The sequence below is a fragment of the Mesorhizobium sp. CO1-1-7 genome, from assembly GCF_020164885.1.
Lineage (GTDB): Bacteria > Pseudomonadota > Alphaproteobacteria > Rhizobiales > Rhizobiaceae > Mesorhizobium > Mesorhizobium australicum.
In genome coordinates, this window is the sequence record NZ_JAIUHA010000015.1 from 70251 (window position 1) to 90232 (window position 19982).

17 protein-coding genes are annotated in these 19982 nt (G+C 64.3%); 9 read left to right on the plus strand and 8 right to left on the minus strand.

Annotated features, from left to right (window positions below; all coding sequences use genetic code 11):
- Nucleotides 1–134: 134 nt before the first annotated feature.
- From rpe to LB516_RS27465, 3 genes are all read left to right on the plus strand, one after another.
- Nucleotides 135–812: a ribulose-phosphate 3-epimerase gene (rpe, locus tag LB516_RS27455; protein WP_015314661.1), complete on the plus strand. Its 678-nt coding sequence runs from the start codon at nucleotides 135–137 to the stop codon at nucleotides 810–812.
- A 369-nt stretch (nucleotides 813–1181) separates the two neighbouring features.
- Nucleotides 1182–1919 carry a GntR family transcriptional regulator gene (locus LB516_RS27460; protein WP_224720714.1) on the plus strand — a complete coding sequence of 246 codons (738 nt, stop codon included), beginning with the start codon at nucleotides 1182–1184 and terminating at the stop codon, nucleotides 1917–1919.
- A 154-nt stretch (nucleotides 1920–2073) separates the two neighbouring features.
- Nucleotides 2074–3600 (plus strand): malonate--CoA ligase, encoded by a 1527-nt coding sequence (locus tag LB516_RS27465; protein WP_224720715.1) that lies wholly within the window; start codon nucleotides 2074–2076, stop codon nucleotides 3598–3600.
- 33 nt (nucleotides 3601–3633) lie between these two features.
- Here the strand turns inward: LB516_RS27465 and LB516_RS27470 are convergent, their stop codons facing one another.
- From LB516_RS27470 to LB516_RS27490, 5 genes are read right to left on the minus strand one after another with little or no spacing between them, the layout of a single operon-like run.
- A complete protein-coding gene (locus tag LB516_RS27470) occupies nucleotides 3634–4746 on the minus strand; it encodes an NAD(P)/FAD-dependent oxidoreductase (protein ID WP_224720716.1) in 1113 nt (370 codons plus the stop codon).
- 10 nt (nucleotides 4747–4756) lie between these two features.
- On the minus strand, nucleotides 4757–5929 hold the full coding sequence (nagA, locus tag LB516_RS27475) for an N-acetylglucosamine-6-phosphate deacetylase (RefSeq protein WP_224720717.1): 1173 nt from the start codon (nucleotides 5927–5929) through the stop codon (nucleotides 4757–4759).
- Entirely contained in the window at nucleotides 5926–6960 is a 1035-nt protein-coding gene (locus LB516_RS27480) for an SIS domain-containing protein (protein ID WP_140660278.1), read from the minus strand. The genes nagA and LB516_RS27480 overlap by 4 nt, the downstream gene beginning before the upstream one ends.
- The gene (locus tag LB516_RS27485) at nucleotides 6957–7739 is read right to left on the minus strand and encodes a GntR family transcriptional regulator (RefSeq protein WP_140619779.1); all 783 of its coding nucleotides are present in this window, start codon (nucleotides 7737–7739) and stop codon (nucleotides 6957–6959) included. Before LB516_RS27485 ends, LB516_RS27480 begins: the two co-directional genes overlap by 4 nt.
- On the minus strand, nucleotides 7736–8617 hold the full coding sequence (locus LB516_RS27490) for an N-acetylglucosamine kinase (protein ID WP_140660277.1): 882 nt from the start codon (nucleotides 8615–8617) through the stop codon (nucleotides 7736–7738). The genes LB516_RS27485 and LB516_RS27490 overlap by 4 nt, the downstream gene beginning before the upstream one ends.
- A gap of 200 nt (nucleotides 8618–8817) precedes the next feature.
- Here LB516_RS27490 and LB516_RS27495 point away from each other — a divergent pair, with 200 nt between their 5' ends.
- The 6 genes from LB516_RS27495 (at nucleotide 8818) to LB516_RS27520 (ending at nucleotide 15281) form a co-directional block, all read left to right on the plus strand.
- Entirely contained in the window at nucleotides 8818–9768 is a 951-nt protein-coding gene (locus LB516_RS27495) for an N-acetylmuramic acid 6-phosphate etherase (RefSeq protein WP_224720718.1), read from the plus strand.
- A gap of 117 nt (nucleotides 9769–9885) precedes the next feature.
- On the plus strand, nucleotides 9886–11145 hold the full coding sequence (locus LB516_RS27500; RefSeq protein WP_224586845.1) for an ABC transporter substrate-binding protein: 1260 nt from the start codon (nucleotides 9886–9888) through the stop codon (nucleotides 11143–11145).
- A gap of 232 nt (nucleotides 11146–11377) precedes the next feature.
- Nucleotides 11378–12307 carry a carbohydrate ABC transporter permease gene (locus LB516_RS27505; RefSeq protein ID WP_015314651.1) on the plus strand — a complete coding sequence of 310 codons (930 nt, stop codon included), beginning with the start codon at nucleotides 11378–11380 and terminating at the stop codon, nucleotides 12305–12307.
- 10 nt (nucleotides 12308–12317) lie between these two features.
- Nucleotides 12318–13157: a carbohydrate ABC transporter permease gene (locus LB516_RS27510; RefSeq protein WP_140660275.1), complete on the plus strand. Its 840-nt coding sequence runs from the start codon at nucleotides 12318–12320 to the stop codon at nucleotides 13155–13157.
- A complete protein-coding gene (locus LB516_RS27515) occupies nucleotides 13154–14215 on the plus strand; it encodes a Gfo/Idh/MocA family protein (RefSeq protein WP_140792341.1) in 1062 nt (353 codons plus the stop codon). The genes LB516_RS27510 and LB516_RS27515 overlap by 4 nt, the downstream gene beginning before the upstream one ends.
- A 67-nt stretch (nucleotides 14216–14282) precedes the next feature.
- Nucleotides 14283–15281 (plus strand): ABC transporter ATP-binding protein, encoded by a 999-nt coding sequence (locus LB516_RS27520; RefSeq protein ID WP_140792339.1) that lies wholly within the window; start codon nucleotides 14283–14285, stop codon nucleotides 15279–15281.
- A gap of 272 nt (nucleotides 15282–15553) precedes the next feature.
- On the opposite strand, the gene LB516_RS27525 is transcribed toward LB516_RS27520, so the two are convergent.
- The 3 genes from LB516_RS27525 to LB516_RS27535 all read right to left on the minus strand — a co-directional run bounded on the left by LB516_RS27525 (nucleotide 15554) and on the right by LB516_RS27535 (nucleotide 19958).
- Nucleotides 15554–16399: a fumarylacetoacetate hydrolase family protein gene (locus LB516_RS27525; RefSeq protein WP_140719413.1), complete on the minus strand. Its 846-nt coding sequence runs from the start codon at nucleotides 16397–16399 to the stop codon at nucleotides 15554–15556.
- A 164-nt stretch (nucleotides 16400–16563) separates the two neighbouring features.
- Nucleotides 16564–17295, minus strand: coding sequence for an SDR family oxidoreductase (locus LB516_RS27530; protein WP_140660271.1), 732 nt, complete (start codon nucleotides 17293–17295; stop codon nucleotides 16564–16566).
- Nucleotides 17296–17585: 290 nt separating this feature from the next.
- Nucleotides 17586–19958 (minus strand): aldehyde dehydrogenase family protein, encoded by a 2373-nt coding sequence (locus LB516_RS27535; RefSeq protein ID WP_224720719.1) that lies wholly within the window; start codon nucleotides 19956–19958, stop codon nucleotides 17586–17588.
- Between the last annotated feature and the right edge of the window lie 24 nt (nucleotides 19959–19982).

The following is a 19982-nucleotide window of genomic DNA, read 5'->3' on the forward strand; positions in this document are numbered from 1 at the left end:
CAGGATAGGGAACGCCGCGACGTTACCCCTGCCTGTGGAACCGCTGTACTGGCGCCCTCGACAAGTCCGCGGGAGCGCTTTAGGCAGTCGGTACGCAGCGATCGTATCAAAAGGGCGCCCGGAAAGGCCGCGAGATGAGCAAAAAAACCTTGATCGCACCGTCGGTGCTGGCATCGGATTTCTCGAAGCTCGGTGACGAGGTCGAGGCGGTGGCGGCGGCCGGTGCCGACTGGATCCATCTCGACGTGATGGATGGGCATTTCGTGCCAAACATCACCTTCGGCCCGCCTGTCATCAAGGCGATCCGCAATCGCACCAAGGCCTTTTTCGACTGCCACCTGATGATCGCGCCCGCCGATCCCTACCTCGCCGCCTTCGCCGAAGCCGGTTGCGACGGCATGACGGTGCATGCCGAGGCCGGGCCGCATCTCGACCGCTCGCTGCAGACAATCAGGAACCTCGGCAAGAAGGCGGGCGTCTCGCTCAATCCGGCGACGCCGGAAACGGCGATCGAATATGTGCTCGACCGGCTCGACCTGATCCTGATCATGACCGTCAATCCGGGTTTCGGCGGGCAAGCTTTCATCCCGGCGATGGTCGACAAGGTGAGAAGGATCAAGGCGCTGATCGGTGACCGGCCGATCCGCATCGAGATCGACGGAGGCGTCTCGCCGGAAACCGCCCCCTTGGTCACCGCTGCCGGCGCCGACGTGCTGGTGGCCGGTGCTGCCATCTTCAGGGGTGGCAGTGTCGAGGCCTACCGCGCCAATATCGAAGCGATCAGGGCGGCGGCCGACAAGGCCGCCGGCTGACACAGCGCGGTCATTCCGGCACCAATTGCTACGGATCGGCGTCGTTGTACATCCGAATCAGGTTGTGCGACGATCTGATTCGGGCAGTCGTCCGCTGTCTTTGCGCGCGACAGAAAAGATGCTCGCATGGGAGCACAAGAAACAGATGATCCTGCGTGCATACAAAACACGTTAAACTTCTGCTGGTTGTAGAAATATTCGAATTCTCGCGATCGGCCCCGCGGATTGGGTATATTCCATTGTCCTAAAGTACAATAGCGCGATCTTCTGCTTGAGTGCCGGAAGCGTCACGCTATATGGTACGCGTACGGAGAGAGAATCTCGGACTCGAATTGCCCAAGACGACAGTAAGGGGACAAGGAGTCGCTTTTGACATACGGAGCTGCCAATCTGAACGACGACGGCACAGGAGCCAAGAGCACGCTTGCCAGCACGGTCTATCACCAATTGCGTGATGATCTTCTCAGCGGCGCTCTTGAAACCGAAAGCAAGCTGCGCGTCGAGTGGGTCGTTTCCAAGTATGGCGCCGGTGCCTCTCCGGTTCGTGAAGCCCTCAATCGCCTTGCCTCCGAAGGTCTCCTTGGCCGCCATGACCAGCGTGGCTTTTTCATCATGCCGGTCAGCGCGACGGAACTCGAGGAACTGACGCGCACGCGCTGCTGGCTCGAGGAGCGGGCGCTGCGCGAATCCATTGCCCATCGCACCGCCGAATGGGAAGAACAATTGGTGCTGGCGCTGCATCGCCTGGGGCGGGCCTCACGGCTCTCGCCGCAAAGTAGCTCGTCGCTCAATCCGGAGTGGGAGAAAGTGCATCGCACTTTTCATCGGGTGCTGATCTCGGCGTGCCGGTCGCACTGGCTGGTTGGTTTCTGCGACCAGCTTTCCGATCACGCCTACCGCTACAGGCAAATGGCCAATGACGGGGAGAGCATCCAGCGCGACGATTTCGCCGAACACCGGCTGATTGCTGAAAATGCGCTGGACGGCAGTGCGGATGGTGCCGTCCAGGCCCTGATCGATCACTACCAGCTGACCGCCGCCATGTGCATGGAACGCTTCAGGCAAGGCGAGGCACCCGCCGGTCCGGGTAAGCGCGCCCAGCGTTGACGGCTGTTTGGTCGGCGCCCTCTGCCGTCCCATCCCTCGGACCTTTCGGTGGACGCCGGTCAGCCGGCTGCGGCCTTGACGGCAGGGCTGGGAAACGCGAACTCTTCGTCGCGTGCCGCCCAAGATCGCGGCCGGCGTCACCTGGGAAGATTTCATGAGCAATCATCTGTTCGATGCGTTCCGGTCCCGGATGCCGGCGCCTGGGCGCCTGTTGATGGAAACCGATGATGGACGCTCGCTCACCTATGGCGACATGCTGGCACGGTCGGCGCAGCTTGCGCATGCGCTCCTGCAAATGGATGTCGCGCCCGGCGACCGGGTTGCCGTGCAGGTCGGCAAGAGCCCGGAAATGGTTTTGCTCTATCTCGCCTGTGTGCGCGCCGGCGCCGTCTTCCTGCCGCTCAACACCGCCTATACGCTGGCCGAGCTCGGCTATTTCTTTGGGGATGCCGCACCTCGGGTGATCGTCTGCGATCCGGCACGGTCGGCGGACATCCGTGGGATGGTCGAGCCGTCCGGTGCCGTCGTGGTCACGCTCGACCGCGGTGGCCAGGGATCCCTCGCGGACCAGGCATCGCGTCAGTCTTCCGAGTTCCACGATGTGGAGCGCGGCGCCGACGACCTTGCGGCGATCCTCTACACGTCGGGAACGACCGGCCGTTCGAAAGGCGCCATGCTCAGCCATGAGAATCTCGCCTCGAACGCGCGGGTGCTGGTCGAGCAATGGCGTTTCAGCAGGGATGACGTGCTGATCCACGCGCTGCCGATTTTCCACACGCACGGCCTGTTCGTCGCCACCAACGTCACCCTGATGGCCGGCGCCTCGATGCTGTTCGAGCAGAAATTCGACGCGAGCCGCATCGTCTCGCTGCTGCCGCGCGCCACCGCGCTGATGGGCGTGCCGACCTTCTATACCAGGCTGCTGCAGCAGGACGGGCTGGATCGCGAGGCGGCGAAAAACATCCGGCTGTTCGTGTCTGGTTCGGCGCCGCTGCTGGCCGAAACGCACAACGCCTGGCGCGAGCGCACCGGCCACGCCATCCTCGAGCGCTATGGCATGACCGAGACCAACATGAACACCTCCAACCCCTATGAGGGCGAGCGGCGCGCCGGCACGGTTGGCTTCCCCTTGCCCGGCGTGTCGCTGCGCATCGCCGACCCTGATTCCGGCAAACCGCTCGCCCAGGGCGAGGTCGGCATGATCGAGGTCAAGGGTCCGAACGTGTTCGGCGGCTACTGGCGCATGCCGGAAAAGACCAAGGCGGAATTCCGCGCCGACGGCTTCTTCATCACCGGCGACCTCGGCATGATCGACGCCGACGGCTATGTCCACATTGTCGGTCGCGGCAAGGACCTGATCATCTCAGGCGGCTACAACGTCTATCCGAAGGAACTCGAAAGCGAGATCGATGCGCTCGACGGCGTCCTGGAAAGCGCCGTCATCGGCCTTGCCCATCCGGACTTCGGCGAAGGCGTCACCGCGGTCGTCGTGCGCTCGCCCGCGTCGCGGATCAGCGCGGCCGAGATTCTCGACGCCGTCACCGGCCGCATGGCGAAGTACAAGCATCCCAAACGGGTGATCTTCGTCGAGGACCTGCCGCGCAACACGATGGGCAAGGTGCAGAAGAACCTTTTGCGCGACAGCTACAAGGATCTCTACGTCTCAAATAAAGCCGGCTAAGCAGATGTCGCGCTCCGGCGCGCGAACGCTGGCTCAGGTCGGGTACAACAGTTCGGCGACATGGTCGGCGATGGCCAGGCTCGCCGTCAGGCCGGGGCTCTCGATGCCGAACAGATTGACGATCCGGCCCACGCCGTGATCGGCCGGTCCCTGAATCACGAAGTCCGCCGCAGGCTGCCCGGGGCCCGAGAGCTTCGGCCGGATGCCGGCATAGGCCGGCTGCAGGGCGCCATCCGCGAGATCGGGCCAATAGCGGCGGATCGCCTCGTAGAAGACGGCGCTTCGGCTGGGATCGACAGTGTAATCCACGCTGTCGATCCATTCGACATCGGGGCCAAAGCGCGCATTGCCGGCGAGGTCGAGCGTCAGGTGGACGCCGAGGCCCCCTTCGACCGGAACCGGATAGATCAGCCGCGAAAACGGCGACCGCCCGGGAAGCGCGAAATAATTGCCACGCGCCAGCCACTGCCGGGGGATGAGATCCCTTGGGAAACCCTCGATCCGACTGGCCACGGCCTGCGCATCGAGGCCGGCTGCATTGACGAAAGCGCTGGCCTCCACGGCAAAGGTCTCGCCATTGGCGTCGCGCGTGTCAATCCGGATCCCATCGGCTTCGATCGCCGCCCCGGCAACGCAGGTGAGGAAAGCGAAGGACGCGCCCGCGGCTTCAGCGTCACCGCGCAGCGAAAGCATCAGCGCGTGGCTGTCGACAATGCCCGTCGATGGCGACAGCAGCGCGCCGGCGCATCTCAGCGCCGGCTCCAGGCTTTCGGCCTCGGCGCGTGTCAAAAGCGCGAGATCGTCGACCCCGCAGCGTTTCGCATTGGCCTCGATCGCCCGCAGCCCGTCCGTCTGGGCGGGTTCGCTGGCGACGATCAGCTTGCCGGCGCGGCGATGGCCGACAGTGTGTTCGGCGCAGTATGCATAGAGCTGCCGGCGCCCTTCGACGCACAGCCGGGCCTTCAGACTGCCGGGCGCATAATAGAGCCCGGCATGGATGACTTCGGAATTGCGCGAGCTGGTGACGGTGCCGATCGCGTCGGCCTTTTCGATCACCACCACCTCGCGGCCCGACAAGGCAAGTGCCCTGGCGACGGCAAGCCCGACGACGCCTGCTCCGGCGACGACACAATCGATTGTCTGCATGGCCTCGCTCTCAGCGCGGAACGGCAGCCTCGAACACCTTGTCGCCGCCGATCCAGACGCTTCCTATGTCAAGATTGTCCGACAGCGCAACGATGTCCGCCGCCGTGCCATTGGCGAAGCGGCCAAGCCGGTGCGACTGGCCGATCGCCTGGGCCGGGTAGAGCGAGGCCATGCGCAAGACTTCGGAAAGCTCGAGCCCGACAGTGCGGTGCATGAACCGGATGGCCGAGATCATGTCGAGGTCGGCACCGGCCAGCGTCCCGTCGGCAAGCCTGAGGCTGCCATCCCTGCGGTAGATGGTGCGGCCGTTGAGCGTGAACGAACTCATCTCGGTGCCGATCGTCGCCATCGCGTCGGTGACCAGCACGATCCTGCCCGGTCCCTGCTTGGCGTCGAGTGCGATCCTGATCGTGGCGGGGTGGACATGGATACCGTCGGCGATCAGCCCCGCCGACAAGGCGCCGATGTCGATGGCGGCGCCCGCCAGCCCGGGCTCGCGGTTGCCGATCTGGCTCATCGCGTTGAACAGGTGCGTGACGACGCTGGCGCCGGCCTCGGCAAAGGCTTTAGCCGTGGCATGGCCCGTGTCGGAATGGCCGAGGCTGACGATGATCCCGGCCTTGGCCAAGGCCTTGACGCGGGCAGGGTCGACGGATTCGGGCGCGATCGTGGTGAGCAGCACCGGCAGCTTCTGGCGCGCCGCGATCAGCATGGCCTGGTCGGCGTCCGTCATCGGCCGGATCAGCGCCGGATCATGCGCACCCTTGCGGGCAATCGACAGATGCGGACCTTCCAGGTGCAGGCCGAGGAAACCCGGCACTTTTTGCAGCGCTGCCGCTTCGCCGGCGGCAATCGCGGCGGCCGTGATTGCGGGCGTGTCGGTGATCAGTGTCGGCAGCAGCGCCGTCGTGCCGAATGGCGCATGCGCGCGGCAGATGGTTTCGATCGAGGCGACATCGGGATGATCGTTGAGCATCACACCGCCGCCGCCATTGACCTGGATGTCGACGAAGCCCGGCACCAGCATGCCGCCGCCGGTGTCGACGGCACGGATATCCCCGGGCAGCGCGCCTTGCGGCAGCATGGCCTCGACGAGGCCGTCGCGCACGACAAGGGCCGCGCCTTCATGCCAGTCGTCGCCGTCGAAGATGCGGGCGCCGGTCAGGGCAAAACGGTCGCTCATACGGTCTCCGTCACCTTGCGAAGGTTGCGCGGCGCATCCGGATCGAGGCCGCGATGGCGGGCAAAGGCCTCGACGAACATGTAGAAGGAAACGATCAGCGTCAGCGGATCGGTCAGCGGGTGACCGGTGGCGACATGCGGCAGGCGCGTGGCGCGATTGGCGAGCGCCGAGGTGACGAAAACCGGCGCGCCCTTGGCCGCCAGGCTGTCAGCGGCGTCGGCGACCGAGGGCTCGGACGCGTCGCGAGCGGCCAGCGCCAGCACCGGAAAGTCGGGGCCGATCAGCGCCAGCGGGCCATGCATGACTTCGGCCGCGCTATAGGCCTCGGCATGCATGCCGCAGGTCTCCTTGAACTTCAGCGCCGCCTCGTTTGCCATCGCCGCCGACGGACCGCGGCCGAGAATGAAAAGGGACTTCTGCTTCTCGATCGTCTCGGCCAGCACGCTCATCCAGTCGCAGGCGATCGCCTTGCCGAAATGCTCGGGCAGGCGGGCCAGGGCCGCGAGAAGCGCGTCGTCGCCGGTCGAATGCGCCATCAGGGCAAGACCGGCAACGGCGGAATTGATGAAGGTCTTGGTTGCCGCGACGCTGCGCTCCGGCCCGGCGAGTATGTCTATCGCATAGTCCGAGGCGCGCGCGAGCGGCGAATCGGCGGTGTTGGTGACGGCAATGGTCAGCGCGCCGCCGGCTCGTGCGGTTTCGGCCATCGCGACAATGTCGGGGCTCTTGCCCGACTGCGAGATCGCCAGGCAGGCCGAGCCGTCAAGCCGGAGCTTGCGGCCGTAGATCGAGGCGATCGACGGCCCGACCGAGGCGACGGCAAGGCCCGCGGTCAATTCGACGGCATATTTCATGAAGGTGGCGGCATGATCGGACGAGCCTCGCGCCACGGTGACGACGAAATGCGGGTCGCGCTCCTTGATGCCGCGCCCTGCTTCGGCCAGCACGGCACCGGAGCCGTCGAGCAGGCGGGCGACGGCTTGCGGGATCTCCTCGATCTCGCGCTGCATATGCGTGGTGTTGGCAATCATGATCGGCCCTCTTCGCTCGGCCCTGTCAGCCGCAGTTCGGCGACGAAATCATAGGCGTCGCCCCGGTAGATGGAGCGGGTGAACTCGATCACCTTGCCGCTCGCCAGGTAGGAAATACGCTCGATATGCAGGCCGGCAATGCCCGGCGGCACTTCGAGCAGGCGCGCATCGCCCTCGCCGAGATTGGCGGCGGAGATGCGCTGCACCGCGCGCACCGGCCTGTTGCCGGTCAATTCCAGCGCCGCGTAGAGCGAGGAGCCAATTCCAGCCGGGTCCGGCAGCACGCTGGCCGACAGCGAAGCGCGTTCGATCGCCAGCGGCGTGTCGTTGGCGATGCGCAGGCGCGCCACGCGCGCCACCAGTTCGCTCGACGACAGGCCAAGCACCATCATCTCGTCGGGCGAGGGCGCGTAAAGGCCACGGTCGAGCCAGGCCGAGCGCACCGCCATGCCGCGCCGCGCCATGTCTTCGGTGAAGGAGGTCAGCCGCGACAGCGACTGCTCGACGCGCTCCATGCGCGGCGCCACGAAGGTGCCCGAGCCATGGCGCTGCACCAATATGCCGCCCTTGACCAGGTCTTGCACCGCCTTGCGCACGGTGACGCGCGAAATGTCGGCCTTGGTGGCGATGTCGCGCTCGGAAGGCAGCGCGTCGCCCGGGCCGATCAGGCCGCGATTGACGGCGTCCTCGATGCTTTTCCTGAGCTGCAGGTAAAGCGGCGCGCCGCTTTGCGAGGATTGTTTGAGCGTGGCGAAGATCTGGTCGGCGGCATCGCTCATCGCGCAGCCTCCGCGCGCCCAGCGAAAAGGCGTGCCGCCATCTGCACGGCACCGCCTAGCGCATCGTCGAGCGGTTCCTTCAGCAGGGCGCGGTAGCGCGCCGACAGGCGCGGCGCATAAAGCGGCGCCAGCCCGCCGAGCAGGCAGAGCGGTGCTCCGGCGGCGAGGTCGAGCGCGCCAAGCGAGGCCTCGACATCGGCGACGGCCTTGTCGAGGATCCAGTTGGCGACAATGTCGCCTTTTTGCGCGTGCTCGAACACTTTCGGCGCGAAGCCGCCAAAATCGCCGGGCTTGGCGTTGGTGGTGAACTCGACGACGTCCTCGGGATTGTTGCGGAAAACGGCCATCATGCTGTCGGTCAGCGGCGAGGCCTGGCGCACGCCATCGTGCGCTAGCAGGGTCTGCTCCAGCAGGTCGCGGCCGATGCGGGCGCCGCTGCCCTGGTCGCCGACCTGGAATCCCCAGCCGCCGATGGCGCGCGATTTGCCATCCTTGCGCGCCATATAGGCGGTGCCGGTGCCCAGGATCGCCATCGCGCCGTCACCGGAACCGACTGCACCTTCGAGCGCGATCTCCGCATCGGTCTCCACGCGGCTGGTGCTGAACGGCAGGATCGCCTCGAGCTGCTGCCGGTAAGTGCCGACATTGGCGCCGGCAAGGCCGAGGATGGCGGGTGTTTGCGGGATCAGGTCCGGATCTTGCCCGGCGGCGATGAAAGCCTGCCGCGCCGCATCGACGATGTTCGAGCGGGCGCCGGTGAGGTCGGTGCGGATGTTGGCGGCGCCGCTTTTGGCGCGGCCGACAACAGCGCCGTCCGCCGTTGCCAGTGCGGCCCTGCAGCTGGTGCCGCCGCCATCGATACCGAGCACGAATTTCACGCGATTTTCTCCTCCGGCAGGATAATACCAATAAAATACCAATAGCCAAGAGTTAATTTCCGTTTCAAAAAGATTAGGCCGTATTTTATTGAAAAGCTTCCGCAATTCGTCGGCTTAGCGATTTCCTGACCGCGAATTCGTTAATGCATGTGGACAAGTGGTATTTTTTTGGTATTGTTTTGTGGATCGGAGGAACTGGGATGGCCGAAACGCGCACCGAAGCGCTGCATGGGAATGCCGAGGGGCTGGATATCCAGGCTCCCGAAGTCATCCTTGCTTCGCTGGCCGATGCGCAGGTCGAGGCCGCCAAAGCGGTCCGCAACGCCATTCCCTCCATCGCCAGGGCAGCCGAGATCATTGCCGGCCGCCTGAGCGGCGGCGGCAAGCTTGCCTATGCCGCGGCCGGCAGCTCCGGCCTGATGGCGCTGGCCGATGCGCTGGAATTGCCGGGCACGTTCGGCATCCAGCGCGACCGCATCGCCATCCTGATCGCCGGCGGCGACGACGCCTTGAGGACACTGGCCGGCGGACCCGAGGACGACGCCGAGGAGGCCACGACGGCGGTTGCCAATGCGGGTGTCGGCGTGGGCGATTGCCTGATCGCCCTCTCCGCCAGCGGCACGACGCCCTATGCGGTGGGCGCCATCGAGGAGGCGCGGCGCCGGGGAGCCGCCACCATCGGCATCGCCAACAACAGGGGTTCGGCTCTGCTCCAGCAGGCCGACACCGCCATCCTGCTCGAGACACCGCCGGAAGTCATCGCCGGCTCGACCCGCATGGGCGCCGGAACGGCGCAGAAGATCGCGCTCAACATGCTGTCTACGCTGACCGCGGTTCATCTTGGCCATGTCCATGACGGCTACATGGTCAACCTCATGGCCGACAACATGAAGCTGCGCGACCGGGCGGCACGCATCGTCGCCGCCGTCAGCGGCCGCGGCCAGGAAGAGGCCGCCAGCCTGCTCGAGAAGAGCGGCGGCGCGGTCAAGACAGCCATTCTGCTCGCCGCCGGCGCCGACAGCGCCGATGCGGCGCGCAAGATACTGGAACGGACAGGCCAGAAGCTGCGGCCAGCCCTTTCCGCGCTGGGGCATGATCCCGAAAAGTGGAAACCGCTTTTCGGAAAAGATCATGCTCGAACAAGGAAATAGGCCAGTTTCATTCCCGATTCCCATCGGGGTGAAACGGGCTTGCGAGGGGAACAAGGGCTCCAAAGCCCAGGTTCTCATCAAAACCGAACCTGAAAAAGGTCAACAGGGAGACTGAGCATGACAACGAAACTACTGACGGCACTGCTTCTGGGCACCAGCATTCTCGGCTCGGCCGGATTGGCTCACGCCGAGGACGTAACGCTCAACATCGAAAGCTGGCGCGGCGACGACCTTGCCATCTGGAAGGATAAGCTGATCCCGGCCTTCGAAGCCAAGAACCCCGGCATCAAGGTGGTGTTCGCCCCATCGGCCCCGACCGAATATGACGCCGCCCTCGGCGCCAAGCTCGCCGCCGGTTCGGCGGGCGACCTGATCACCTGCCGCCCGTTCGACAAGTCGCTTGAACTCTACAAGAAGGGCAACCTTGCCGACCTGTCGGCGCTGCCCGGCATGGAAAACTTCTCGCCGGTCGCAAAGTCCGCCTGGCAGACCGATGACGGCAAGGCGAGCTTCTGCGTGCCGATGGCATCCGTCATCCATGGCTTCATCTACAACAAGGACGCCTTCGACAAGCTTGGCATCAAGGTGCCTCAGACCCGAGACGAATTCTTCGCCGCGCTCGACAAGATCAAGGCCGACGGCACCTATATCCCGATGGCGATGGGCACCAAGGACCTCTGGGAAGCCGCGACCATGGGCTACCAGAACATCGGCCCCAACTACTGGAAGGGCGAGGACGGCCGCAAGGCGCTGATCAAGGGCGATCAGAAGCTGACCGACAAGGACTGGGTCGCGCCGTATGAGGAACTGGCCAAGTGGAAGCCTTACCTGGGCGACGGCTTCGAGGCCCAGACCTATCCGGACAGCCAGAACCTGTTCACGCTCGGCCGCGCCGCCATCTACCCGGCCGGCTCGTGGGAAATCGGCCTGTTCAACACCCAGGCACAGTTCAAGATGGGCGCCTTCCCGCCGCCGGTCGAGAAGGCCGGCGACACCTGCTACATCTCCGACCATACCGATATCGGCATGGGCCTGAACGCAGCCTCCAAGCACGCGGACGCGGCCAAGACCTTCCTGTCCTGGGTGGCTTCGCCTGACTTCGCTACCATCTACGCCAACGCGCTGCCGGGCTTCTTCAGCCTGAACTCCTCGCCGGTGAAGATGGAAGACCCGCTGGCGCAGGAATTCGTCTCCTGGCGCGGCAAGTGCAAGTCGACGATCCGCTCGACCTACCAGATCCTGTCGCGCGGTACGCCGAACCTCGAAAACGAGACCTGGGTTGAATCGGCCAACGTCATCAACGGCACCGATACGCCCGAAGCCGCGGCCAAGAAGCTGCAGACCGGTCTCGACAGCTGGTATAAGCCGGCCAAGTAAGAGCTCAGGCAGCGGAGCCGGCTGGGCGCATGCCCGGCCGGTTCCGGATTACCCTGTCTTCATATTGCGATTGTCGGCTCTGCCTCACGGCCTTACCCTTGCTGTTGTTGGGGAAGGCTGGCTGATCAGTCGCAGGCCTTTGTCTTGCCGCACCGGGCAAGGTTGGGCCATGCATCGAGGCATCATCTAGCATCACATCGTCTGGAACCGAGAGACGGCGGGGACCGAACTCATGGCCGCACAAACACGACCCAAAAGACCATTCCGCTGGCATATCGCCGTCTTCCTGGCGCCGGCGGTGCTCGTCTACACGGCGATCATGATCCTGCCGCTCGCCGGCACGCTGCAGCTCTCGCTGTTCCGCAATGTCGACCAGTCCCAGATCTTCGTCGGCCTGGACAATTTCCGCACCCTGTTCGGCGATCCCAACTGGTCGGTCAATTTCTGGAATGCGTTGCGCAACAATGTCTGGTTCTTCATCATCCACATGCTGGTGCAGAACCCGGTCGGCGTGCTGTTGGCGGCAATTCTCTCCAGCCCCAGGCTGCGGTTCGCCGCCTTCTACCGCACCGCGATCTTCGTGCCGACCATCCTGTCCTTCGTCATCGTCGGCTTTGCCTGGAAGCTGATCCTGTCGCCGCTATGGGGCGTGGCGCCGCATCTGCTCGACTTCGTCGGCCTGAAAAGCCTGTTCACGCCCTGGCTCGGCAAGGAGCAGTACGCGCTGACCGCGCTCAGCCTGATCTCGGTGTGGCAGTTCATCGGCATTCCGATGATGCTGATCTATGCCGCGCTGCTGTCGATCCCCGAAGAGGTGATCGAGGCGGCCGAATGCGATGGCATCACCGGCCTGTCGCAGTTCTGGAAGATCAAGCTGCCGCTGATCCTGCCGTCGATCGGCATCATCTCGATCCTCACCTTCGTCGGCAACTTCAACGCCTTCGACCTGATCTACACCGCTCAAGGGGCTCTCGCCGGTCCGAACTATTCGACCGATATTCTCGGCACCTTCCTCTACCGCGCCTTCTTCGGCTTCCAGCTGCAGGTCGGCGATCCCAACATGGGCGCGACCATCGCCACGATCATGTTCCTGATCATCCTGGGCGGTGTCTGCGTCTACCTCTTCCTCATCCAGACGCGCCTGCGTCGCTACCAGTTCTGAGGGGACGGAGATGAGCATCGCCACCCGTTCACTGCCCCGCACCATCGGCGCCCACGCGATCCTGCTGACCTACACGGCGATCGCGCTGTTTCCGGTGATCCTGGTCATCATGAATTCGTTCAAGTCCCGCGCTGGCATCTTTGGCGCGCCGCTGACGCCGCCGACGCCAAAGACTTTCGACCTGATCGGCTACACCACGGTGATCGGCCAGGGCGACTTCATCCACTATTTCCAGAACAGTCTCGTCGTCACCGTCGGCTCGCTGTTCTTCGTGCTTCTGTTCGGCGCCATGGCTGCGTTCGCGCTGTCGGAATATCGCTTTCGCGGCAACACGATGATGGGGCTTTATTTGGCGCTCGGAATCATGATCCCGATCCGCCTCGCCACCGTCGCCATCCTGCAATTGATGGTGGCGAGCGGGCTGGTCAACACGCTGACGGCGCTGATCCTGGTCTACACCGCGCAAGGCCTGCCGCTGGCGGTCTTCATCCTGTCCGAATTCATGAAGCAGGTGTCCGACGATCTGAAGAACGCCGGCCGCATCGACGGCCTGTCGGAATACACCATCTTCTTCCGTCTGGTCGTGCCGCTGGTGCGGCCGTCGATGGCAACCGTCGCCGTCTTCACCATGATCCCGATCTGGAACGATCTGTGGTTCCCGCTGATCCTGGCGCCGTCGGAAGAGACCAAGACGGTGACGCTCGGCGCCCAGCTTTTCCTCGGCCAGTTCGTCACCAACTGGAACGCCATTCTGGCAGCACTGTCGCTGGCGATCCTGCCGGTGCTGATCCTCTACGTCATCTTCTCGCGGCAACTGATCCGCGGCATTACTTCCGGAGCCGTCAAGTGAGTTCAGAAAGACCCCTTCGCGTTGTCGTCGCCGGCCTAGGCAATATGGGCCGCAGCCATGCGCTGGCCTATCACACCAATCCAGGTTTTCAGATCGCCGCGCTGGTCAACCGCTCCGACGTGCCTTTGCCTGGGGGGCTGTCCGGCTATGGCATCAGGCGTTCGTTCGATGACGCCCTGCGCGACGAAAAGCCCGACGTCGCCTGCGTCGCCACCTATTCCGACAGCCATGCCGATTATGCGGTGAAAGCGTTCGAGGCCGGCTGCCATGTCTTCGTCGAAAAGCCGCTGGCAACGACGGTGGCCGACGCCAGGCGTGTCGTCGCGGCAGCCAAGGCCAACGGCCGAAAGCTGGTGATCGGCTATATCCTGCGCCACCACCCGTCCTGGATCCGGTTGATCGCCGAAGCGCGCAAGCTCGGCGGTCCCTACGTGTTCCGCATGAACCTCAACCAGCAATCCTCGGGCCATACCTGGGAGACGCACAAGCAGCTGATGCAGACGACATCGCCGATCGTCGATTGCGGCGTGCATTATCTCGACGTCATGCTGCAGATCACCGATGCCAAGCCGGTCGAGGTGCGCGGGATGGGCGTGCGGCTGACCGAGGAAGTCGCGCCCTCCATGTACAATTATGGCCATCTGCAGGTGCTGTTCGATGACGGTTCGGTCGGCTGGTACGAGGCCGGCTGGGGCCCGATGATTTCGGAAACCGCCTTCTTCGTGAAGGACGTGATTTCGCCCAAGGGCTGCGTGTCGATCGTCATGAAGGAGGGCGTGAAGTCCGACGACATCGACACCCACACCAAGACCTCGACCATCCGCCTGCACAGCGCCGCGACCGGCACGGACGGCAAGTTCCTAAAGGCGGACGAGATGTTGTCGATGGAAGGCGAACCCGGCCATCAGGATCTCTGCGATCTCGAACAGGCATTTGTCCTCAAGGCGATCCGCGAGGATATCGATCTCACCAGACATATGGACGACGCCGTGCGGTCGCTCGCCGTCTGCCTTGCCGCCGACGAGAGCGTGCGCGGCGGAAAGGCGGTGCGACTGTGATCAGGCTGTCGTCGTCCGCGCCTTACGGCGCCCGCTTGGCGCCTACTCATCAATTTGGAGGACTGCCGTGGGCTCGCTGAAGATCGAGAACGTGAAAAAGGCCTTTGGGCCGGTCGAGGTGCTGAAGGGCATCGACCTCGAAGTGACGGATGGCGAGTTCGTCGTCTTTGTCGGCCCTTCGGGTTGCGGCAAGTCGACATTGCTCCGGGTCATCGCCGGTCTGGAGGATTCGACCTCGGGCCGGGTGCTGATCGATGGCGAGGATGTCTCGGTCACCCCGCCGGCGAAACGCGGCATCGCCATGGTGTTTCAGACCTATGCGCTCTATCCGCATCTGACGGTGAAGAACAATATGGGCCTCGGCCTCAAACAGGCGAACACGCCGGCGGCGGAAATCGACCGCCGCATCGGCATCGCCTCGTCCATGCTGTCGCTCGAGCCCTATCTCGAAAGACGACCTGCGGAACTTTCCGGCGGCCAGCGCCAGCGCGTCGCCATCGGCCGCGCCGTGGTGCGCGAGCCGAAACTGTTCCTGTTCGACGAACCGCTGTCGAACCTCGACGCGGCGCTGCGCGTCAACACGCGGCTGGAGATCGCGCAGCTACATCGCCGGCTGAAGGCGACGATGATCTACGTCACCCACGACCAGGTCGAGGCGATGACGCTGGCCGACAAGATCGTGGTGCTCAATGCCGGAAAAATCGAGCAGATCGGCGGCCCGATGGAGCTCTACAATTCGCCGGCAAACGAGTTCGTCGCCGGCTTCATCGGCTCGCCGAAGATGAATTTCGTCGACGGCGCCCGGCTCGGTGAGACAGCCAAGACCATCGGCGTGCGGCCGGAGCACCTGACCGTCGATCCGAAATCCGGCGCCTGGAAGGGCACGGTCGTCCACGCCGAACATCTCGGCGCCGACACCAATCTCTATCTGGATTGCGAGAAGGCCGGCCTGATCACCGTGCGGATTTTCGGCGTGTACGACGCGGAGCCGGGCGCCACGCTCTATGCGACGCCCGATGCGGCGAAGACCTATCGGTTCGGCGCTGATGGGACGACGATAAAGTAGATACGTCGGCGCGTCTTCTTTCCTCTCCCTCCGGAGGGGGGAGAGGTGGCGCCGCGAAGCGGCGACGGAGTGGGGGAAAGCGCTTCTTCCAAGCGCGGTCGCTGAAAAGCAGGCGCAACCCCAGCGAGTGCTTAGTCTCTCGCCGAGCAGTCGACCCCCCACTCCGTCGAGCTTCGCTCGACACCTCTCCCCCGATCGACGGGGGAGAGGAAAGGCGCGAAACCGTCTTCTCTCCTTCCGGAGCACCACAAGGAGGGAACGAGAAGTTACGCTTACAAATCGGCCTTGAACGTCTGCTTCTGCTGCCCCAATCCTTCGATCCCCAACTCCACGACATCGCCTGCCTTCAAGAACACCGGCGGCTTCATGCCGAGGCCGACGCCGGGCGGGGTGCCGGTCGAAATAATGTCGCCGGGGTGCAGCGACATGAACTGGCTGAGGTAGGAAACGAGATAGGCAACGCCATAGACCATGGTCTTGGTCGAGCCGTTCTGCATCGTCTTGCCGTTGACCGTCAGCCACATCTTCAGGTTCTGCGGGTCTGAAACTTCGTCCTTGGTCACCAGCCACGGTCCGGTCGGGCCGAACGTGTCGCAGCTCTTGCCCTTGGTCCACTGGCCCTGGCGCTCGGCCTGGAAGGCGCGCTCGGACACGTCATGGGAGACGCAATAGCCGGCGACATGGTCGAGCGCGTCGGCTTCGCTGACATATTTGGCGGTTTTGCCGATAACCACGCCGAGCTCGACTTCCCAGTCGGTCTTCTCGGAGCCGCGCGGGATCAGCACGTCGTCGTCCGGGCCGACGATGGCCGAGCTTGCCTTCATGAAGATGATCGGCTCCGGCGGCACGGTGGCCCCGGTCTCGGCGGCATGGTCGGAATAGTTGAGGCCGATGCAAATGAACTTGCCGGTGCCGGCGACGCAGGCGCCGAGGCGCGGCTTGCCGGAAACCGCCGGCAGCGACTTCGCATCGAGCTTCGAAAGCATGTCCAGCGAGGCCGGATGAAGTGTCGTGCCGGCAATATCGGCAACATGGGCGGAGAGATCGCGGATCGTTCCATCCGCATCGAGCAGGCCGGGCCGTTCGCTTCCCACCTCGCCATAGCGCAGCAGTTTCATGCATCTTCTCCTGATTGCGGCCTCGTGGCCGTTCTACAAACTCTCCGCCGGGGCGGCCGTCTCTGGAACCGGGCGGACCCTAGCCATCGGCCTGCTTCACGACAAGCGCGAACAGCCTGTATTGGCGGCCGGCGATCCGATGTCCGGTTGTCTCAAGGCAGCGCTCAGATCGACCAGCCGCCGTCGATATTATAGGCCTGCCCGGACGTGTAGGTGGCGCCGGCCAGGTAGACGGCGAGATCGGCGATCTCCTCCGGCGTGCCGAGCCGGCCCATCGGCTGGCGGGCGATGAAGGCGGCGCGGGCGGCGTCATAATCGCCCTGGGCGTGCATGCGGTCCTGCAGCGACGGGCTCTCGACCGTGCCGGGGCAGATGGCGTTGCAGCGTATGCCCTTGCCGACATAGTCGGCCGCGACCGCCTTGGTCAGCCCGATGACGGCGGCCTTGGTGACGCCATAGGCGAAGCGGTTCGGCACGCCCTTGGTCGAACTGGCCAGCGAAGCCATGTTGATGATCGACCCGTCGCCACGCTCCAGCATGCCGGGCAGCACCGCCCGGATGGTTCGGATCATGGCGCGCACGTTGAGATTGAAAGCGAAATCGAGATCACTGTCCTTCATCTCCAGGATCGAGCCCGAATGGACGAAACCGGCGCAATTGAACAGCACGTCGACGGCGCCGATCTCTGCAAAGGCGGCATTGACCGCGTCGTCGTTGAGAACGTCGACCTTGCGGGTCTTGATCCCTGATGTCTTGGCGAGTTCCGCCAGCAGCGTCTCGTTGATGTCGGTGGCATGGACGGTAGCGCCTGCCTTGGCGAAGGCCAGCGCGCTCGCCTTGCCGATGCCTTGCGCCGCTGCCGTTATGACAACGACCTTGCCCGCCAGTTCCGCCATGCTTTGTTCCTCGCCTGCTTGGGTCAAAAAGCTTTTATCGGCGGCTGGCGAAAGCGTCATGTGCCAGTCAGGCGCGATTGTGCGGCCTGTGCCAGTTCACAGATAAAGATGTTTTTTCTGGTTAAAGAACATATGGCCAGGCGTCAAGCCCGATCGCGATCCCTGTGGTGACATGCCCTAGAGCCGGATGATTTCAGGTCAAGTCGGCCTGAAATCTGGATCCGTCTCTAAATCAAAGAGATAGAGCATGATGTCGTCCGAAACCGCTTCACACTTTTCGGCATCATGCTCTAGTCGCCGTAAGGCACCCAGACATTCTTCACCTCGGTGGCACGGCGCAGAAAAACGTCGCCGGCGGCTTCTTCCGAGGCCCAGTCGAGGCTGCGGCCGTTGCCGCTCCAGACGCGTTTGAGGTTGCCGATGGACTCGGCTTCCGCCTTGGCGCAGGTATCCGCGTCGGCGAACAGCCAGAGCCCGTCGACGTCGTCATGCTTGGCCAGCACGCCGGCAAGCTCTGCGGTGCGTCCGGTGACGATGTTGATCGCGCCGGCCGGCACATCAGAATATTCGATGACCTGATAGAGATCGGTGGCCAGCAACGGATACCGTTCCGATGGCACGGCGACCACCGTGTTGCCCATGGCCAGCGCCGGCGCGACCAGCGAGATGAAGCCGAGCAGGGGCTGATTGTCCGGCGCGACAATGCCGACGACGCCGACCGGCTCGTGCAGCGCCAGCGTCACGGCACGCGCCGGCGGCTGGTGCACGCGCCCCTCGAACTTGTCGGCGAGGCCGGCATAGAGGAACAGCCGTTCGATCGAGAGCTCCACCTCGTCCCGTGCGGCCTTGGCGTTGGCTCCGGTCAGTTCGGTGAGCCGGGCGGCAAATTCTTCCGCGCGGCCGGAAAGGTTCTCGGCCAGGTAATAAAGCACCTGCGACCTGTTATAAGCGGTCGCCTCCGGCCAGCTTTTGCAGGCGCGGGCAGCCGAAACCGCATCACGGATATCCTTGCGGCTGCCGAGCCCGACTTCGCCGGCGAGCTTGCCCTTGGCGGTGCCGACGGCAAGCGAGTAATTGCCGTCCGGCCGCACCTGCTTGCCGCCGATGAACAGCTTCGCCGTGCGGTCGATAGCGGCGCCGTCCGCCTGTTCCACGGGCTGCGCCGAAGATGGCGCCGGCTTGATGACCGGGCCGAGCGGCAGTTTTGCCGAGAGATATTCGAACATGCCCTCGCGCCCGCCCTCGCGGCCGAAACCGCTCTCGCGATAGCCGCCGAAGCCGCAGGCGGCGTCGAACATGTTGGTGCCGTTGACCCAGACCACGCCAGCCTTCAATTGCGGCGCGACATGGAGCGCCAGGTTGACGTTCTCGCTCCACACCGAGGCTGCGAGGCCATAGCGCGTGTTGTTGGCGAGTTCGATCGCTTCCTCGGTGTTGCGGAAGGTCATGGTGGCGAGCACCGGCCCGAACACCTCTTCCTGCGCCAGAACATTAGCCGGCGAAACACCGGTAGCGAGCGTCGGCAGGTGATAGTAGCCGGAAGACGGCAGCGTTGCATCCGGCTGCCAGCAGACGGCGCCCTGCCGGGCACCTTCGGCGATCAGTCCCTTGACCCGGTCGAGCTGGGTCAGGTCGACCAGCGGGCCGATATCGGTGTTCTTGTCGAGCGGGCTGCCGACACGCAGCCGGCTCATCCGTGTCTTGACCTTGGCGATCAAGGCATCGGCGATGCCTTCCTGCACCAAAAGCCGCGAACCGGCGCAGCAGACCTGGCCCTGGTTGAACCAGATGCCGTCGACCAGGCCCTCGACAGCGCTGTCGAGATCGGCGTCCTCGAAGACGATGAAGGCCGACTTGCCGCCAAGTTCCAGCGACAGCTTTTTCCCTGAGCCCGCCGTGGCCTTGCGGATGATCTTGCCGACTTCCGAGGAGCCGGTGAAGGCGATTTTCTGGATGCCGGGGTGGTTGACGATCGCCGCGCCCGCTTCCGGACCGCCCTGCACGATGTTGACGACGCCTTTCGGCACGCCGGCGCGCTCGCAGATCTCGGCGAACAGAATGGCGGTGAGCGGCGTGAACTCGGCCGGCTTCAGCACCACGGTACAGCCCGCCGCAAGCGCCGGCGCGATCTTCCAGGCCAGCATCAGCAGGGGAAAATTCCACGGGATGATTTGGCCGACGACGCCGACACCCTTTTGGCCGGGAAAATCCCTGTCCAGCGCCTGCGCCCAGCCGGCGTGGTGAATAAAATGGCGGATCGCCAGCGGCACGTCGATGTCGCGGCTTTCGCGGATCGGCTTGCCGTTGTCGATCGTCTCAAGCACCGCGAACAGCCGCTGGTGGCGCTGCATGGCGCGGCCGATGGCGTAGAGCACTTTCGCGCGCTGGTATCCGGAACTGGCGCTCCATTTCGGCAGCGCCTTTGCGGCGGCCGCAACCGCCGCGTCGATGTCGGCGGCATTGGCATCGGACACCTTGGCCAACAGCTTGCCGGAAGACGGCTCGCTGGTGTCGAAAGTCTTGCCGCCTCCGGCCGCTTTCCAGGCGCCGTCGATGAACAGCGCCTTGGAGAAATCGCGCCCGGCCAGCCATGCATCGGCCTCGTTGCGAGCCTCCGGCGCCGGGCCGTATTCCATGGCGTGATAGCGTTCAAGGACGTTCATCAGGTTCCTCCTTCGCCCTCCCCC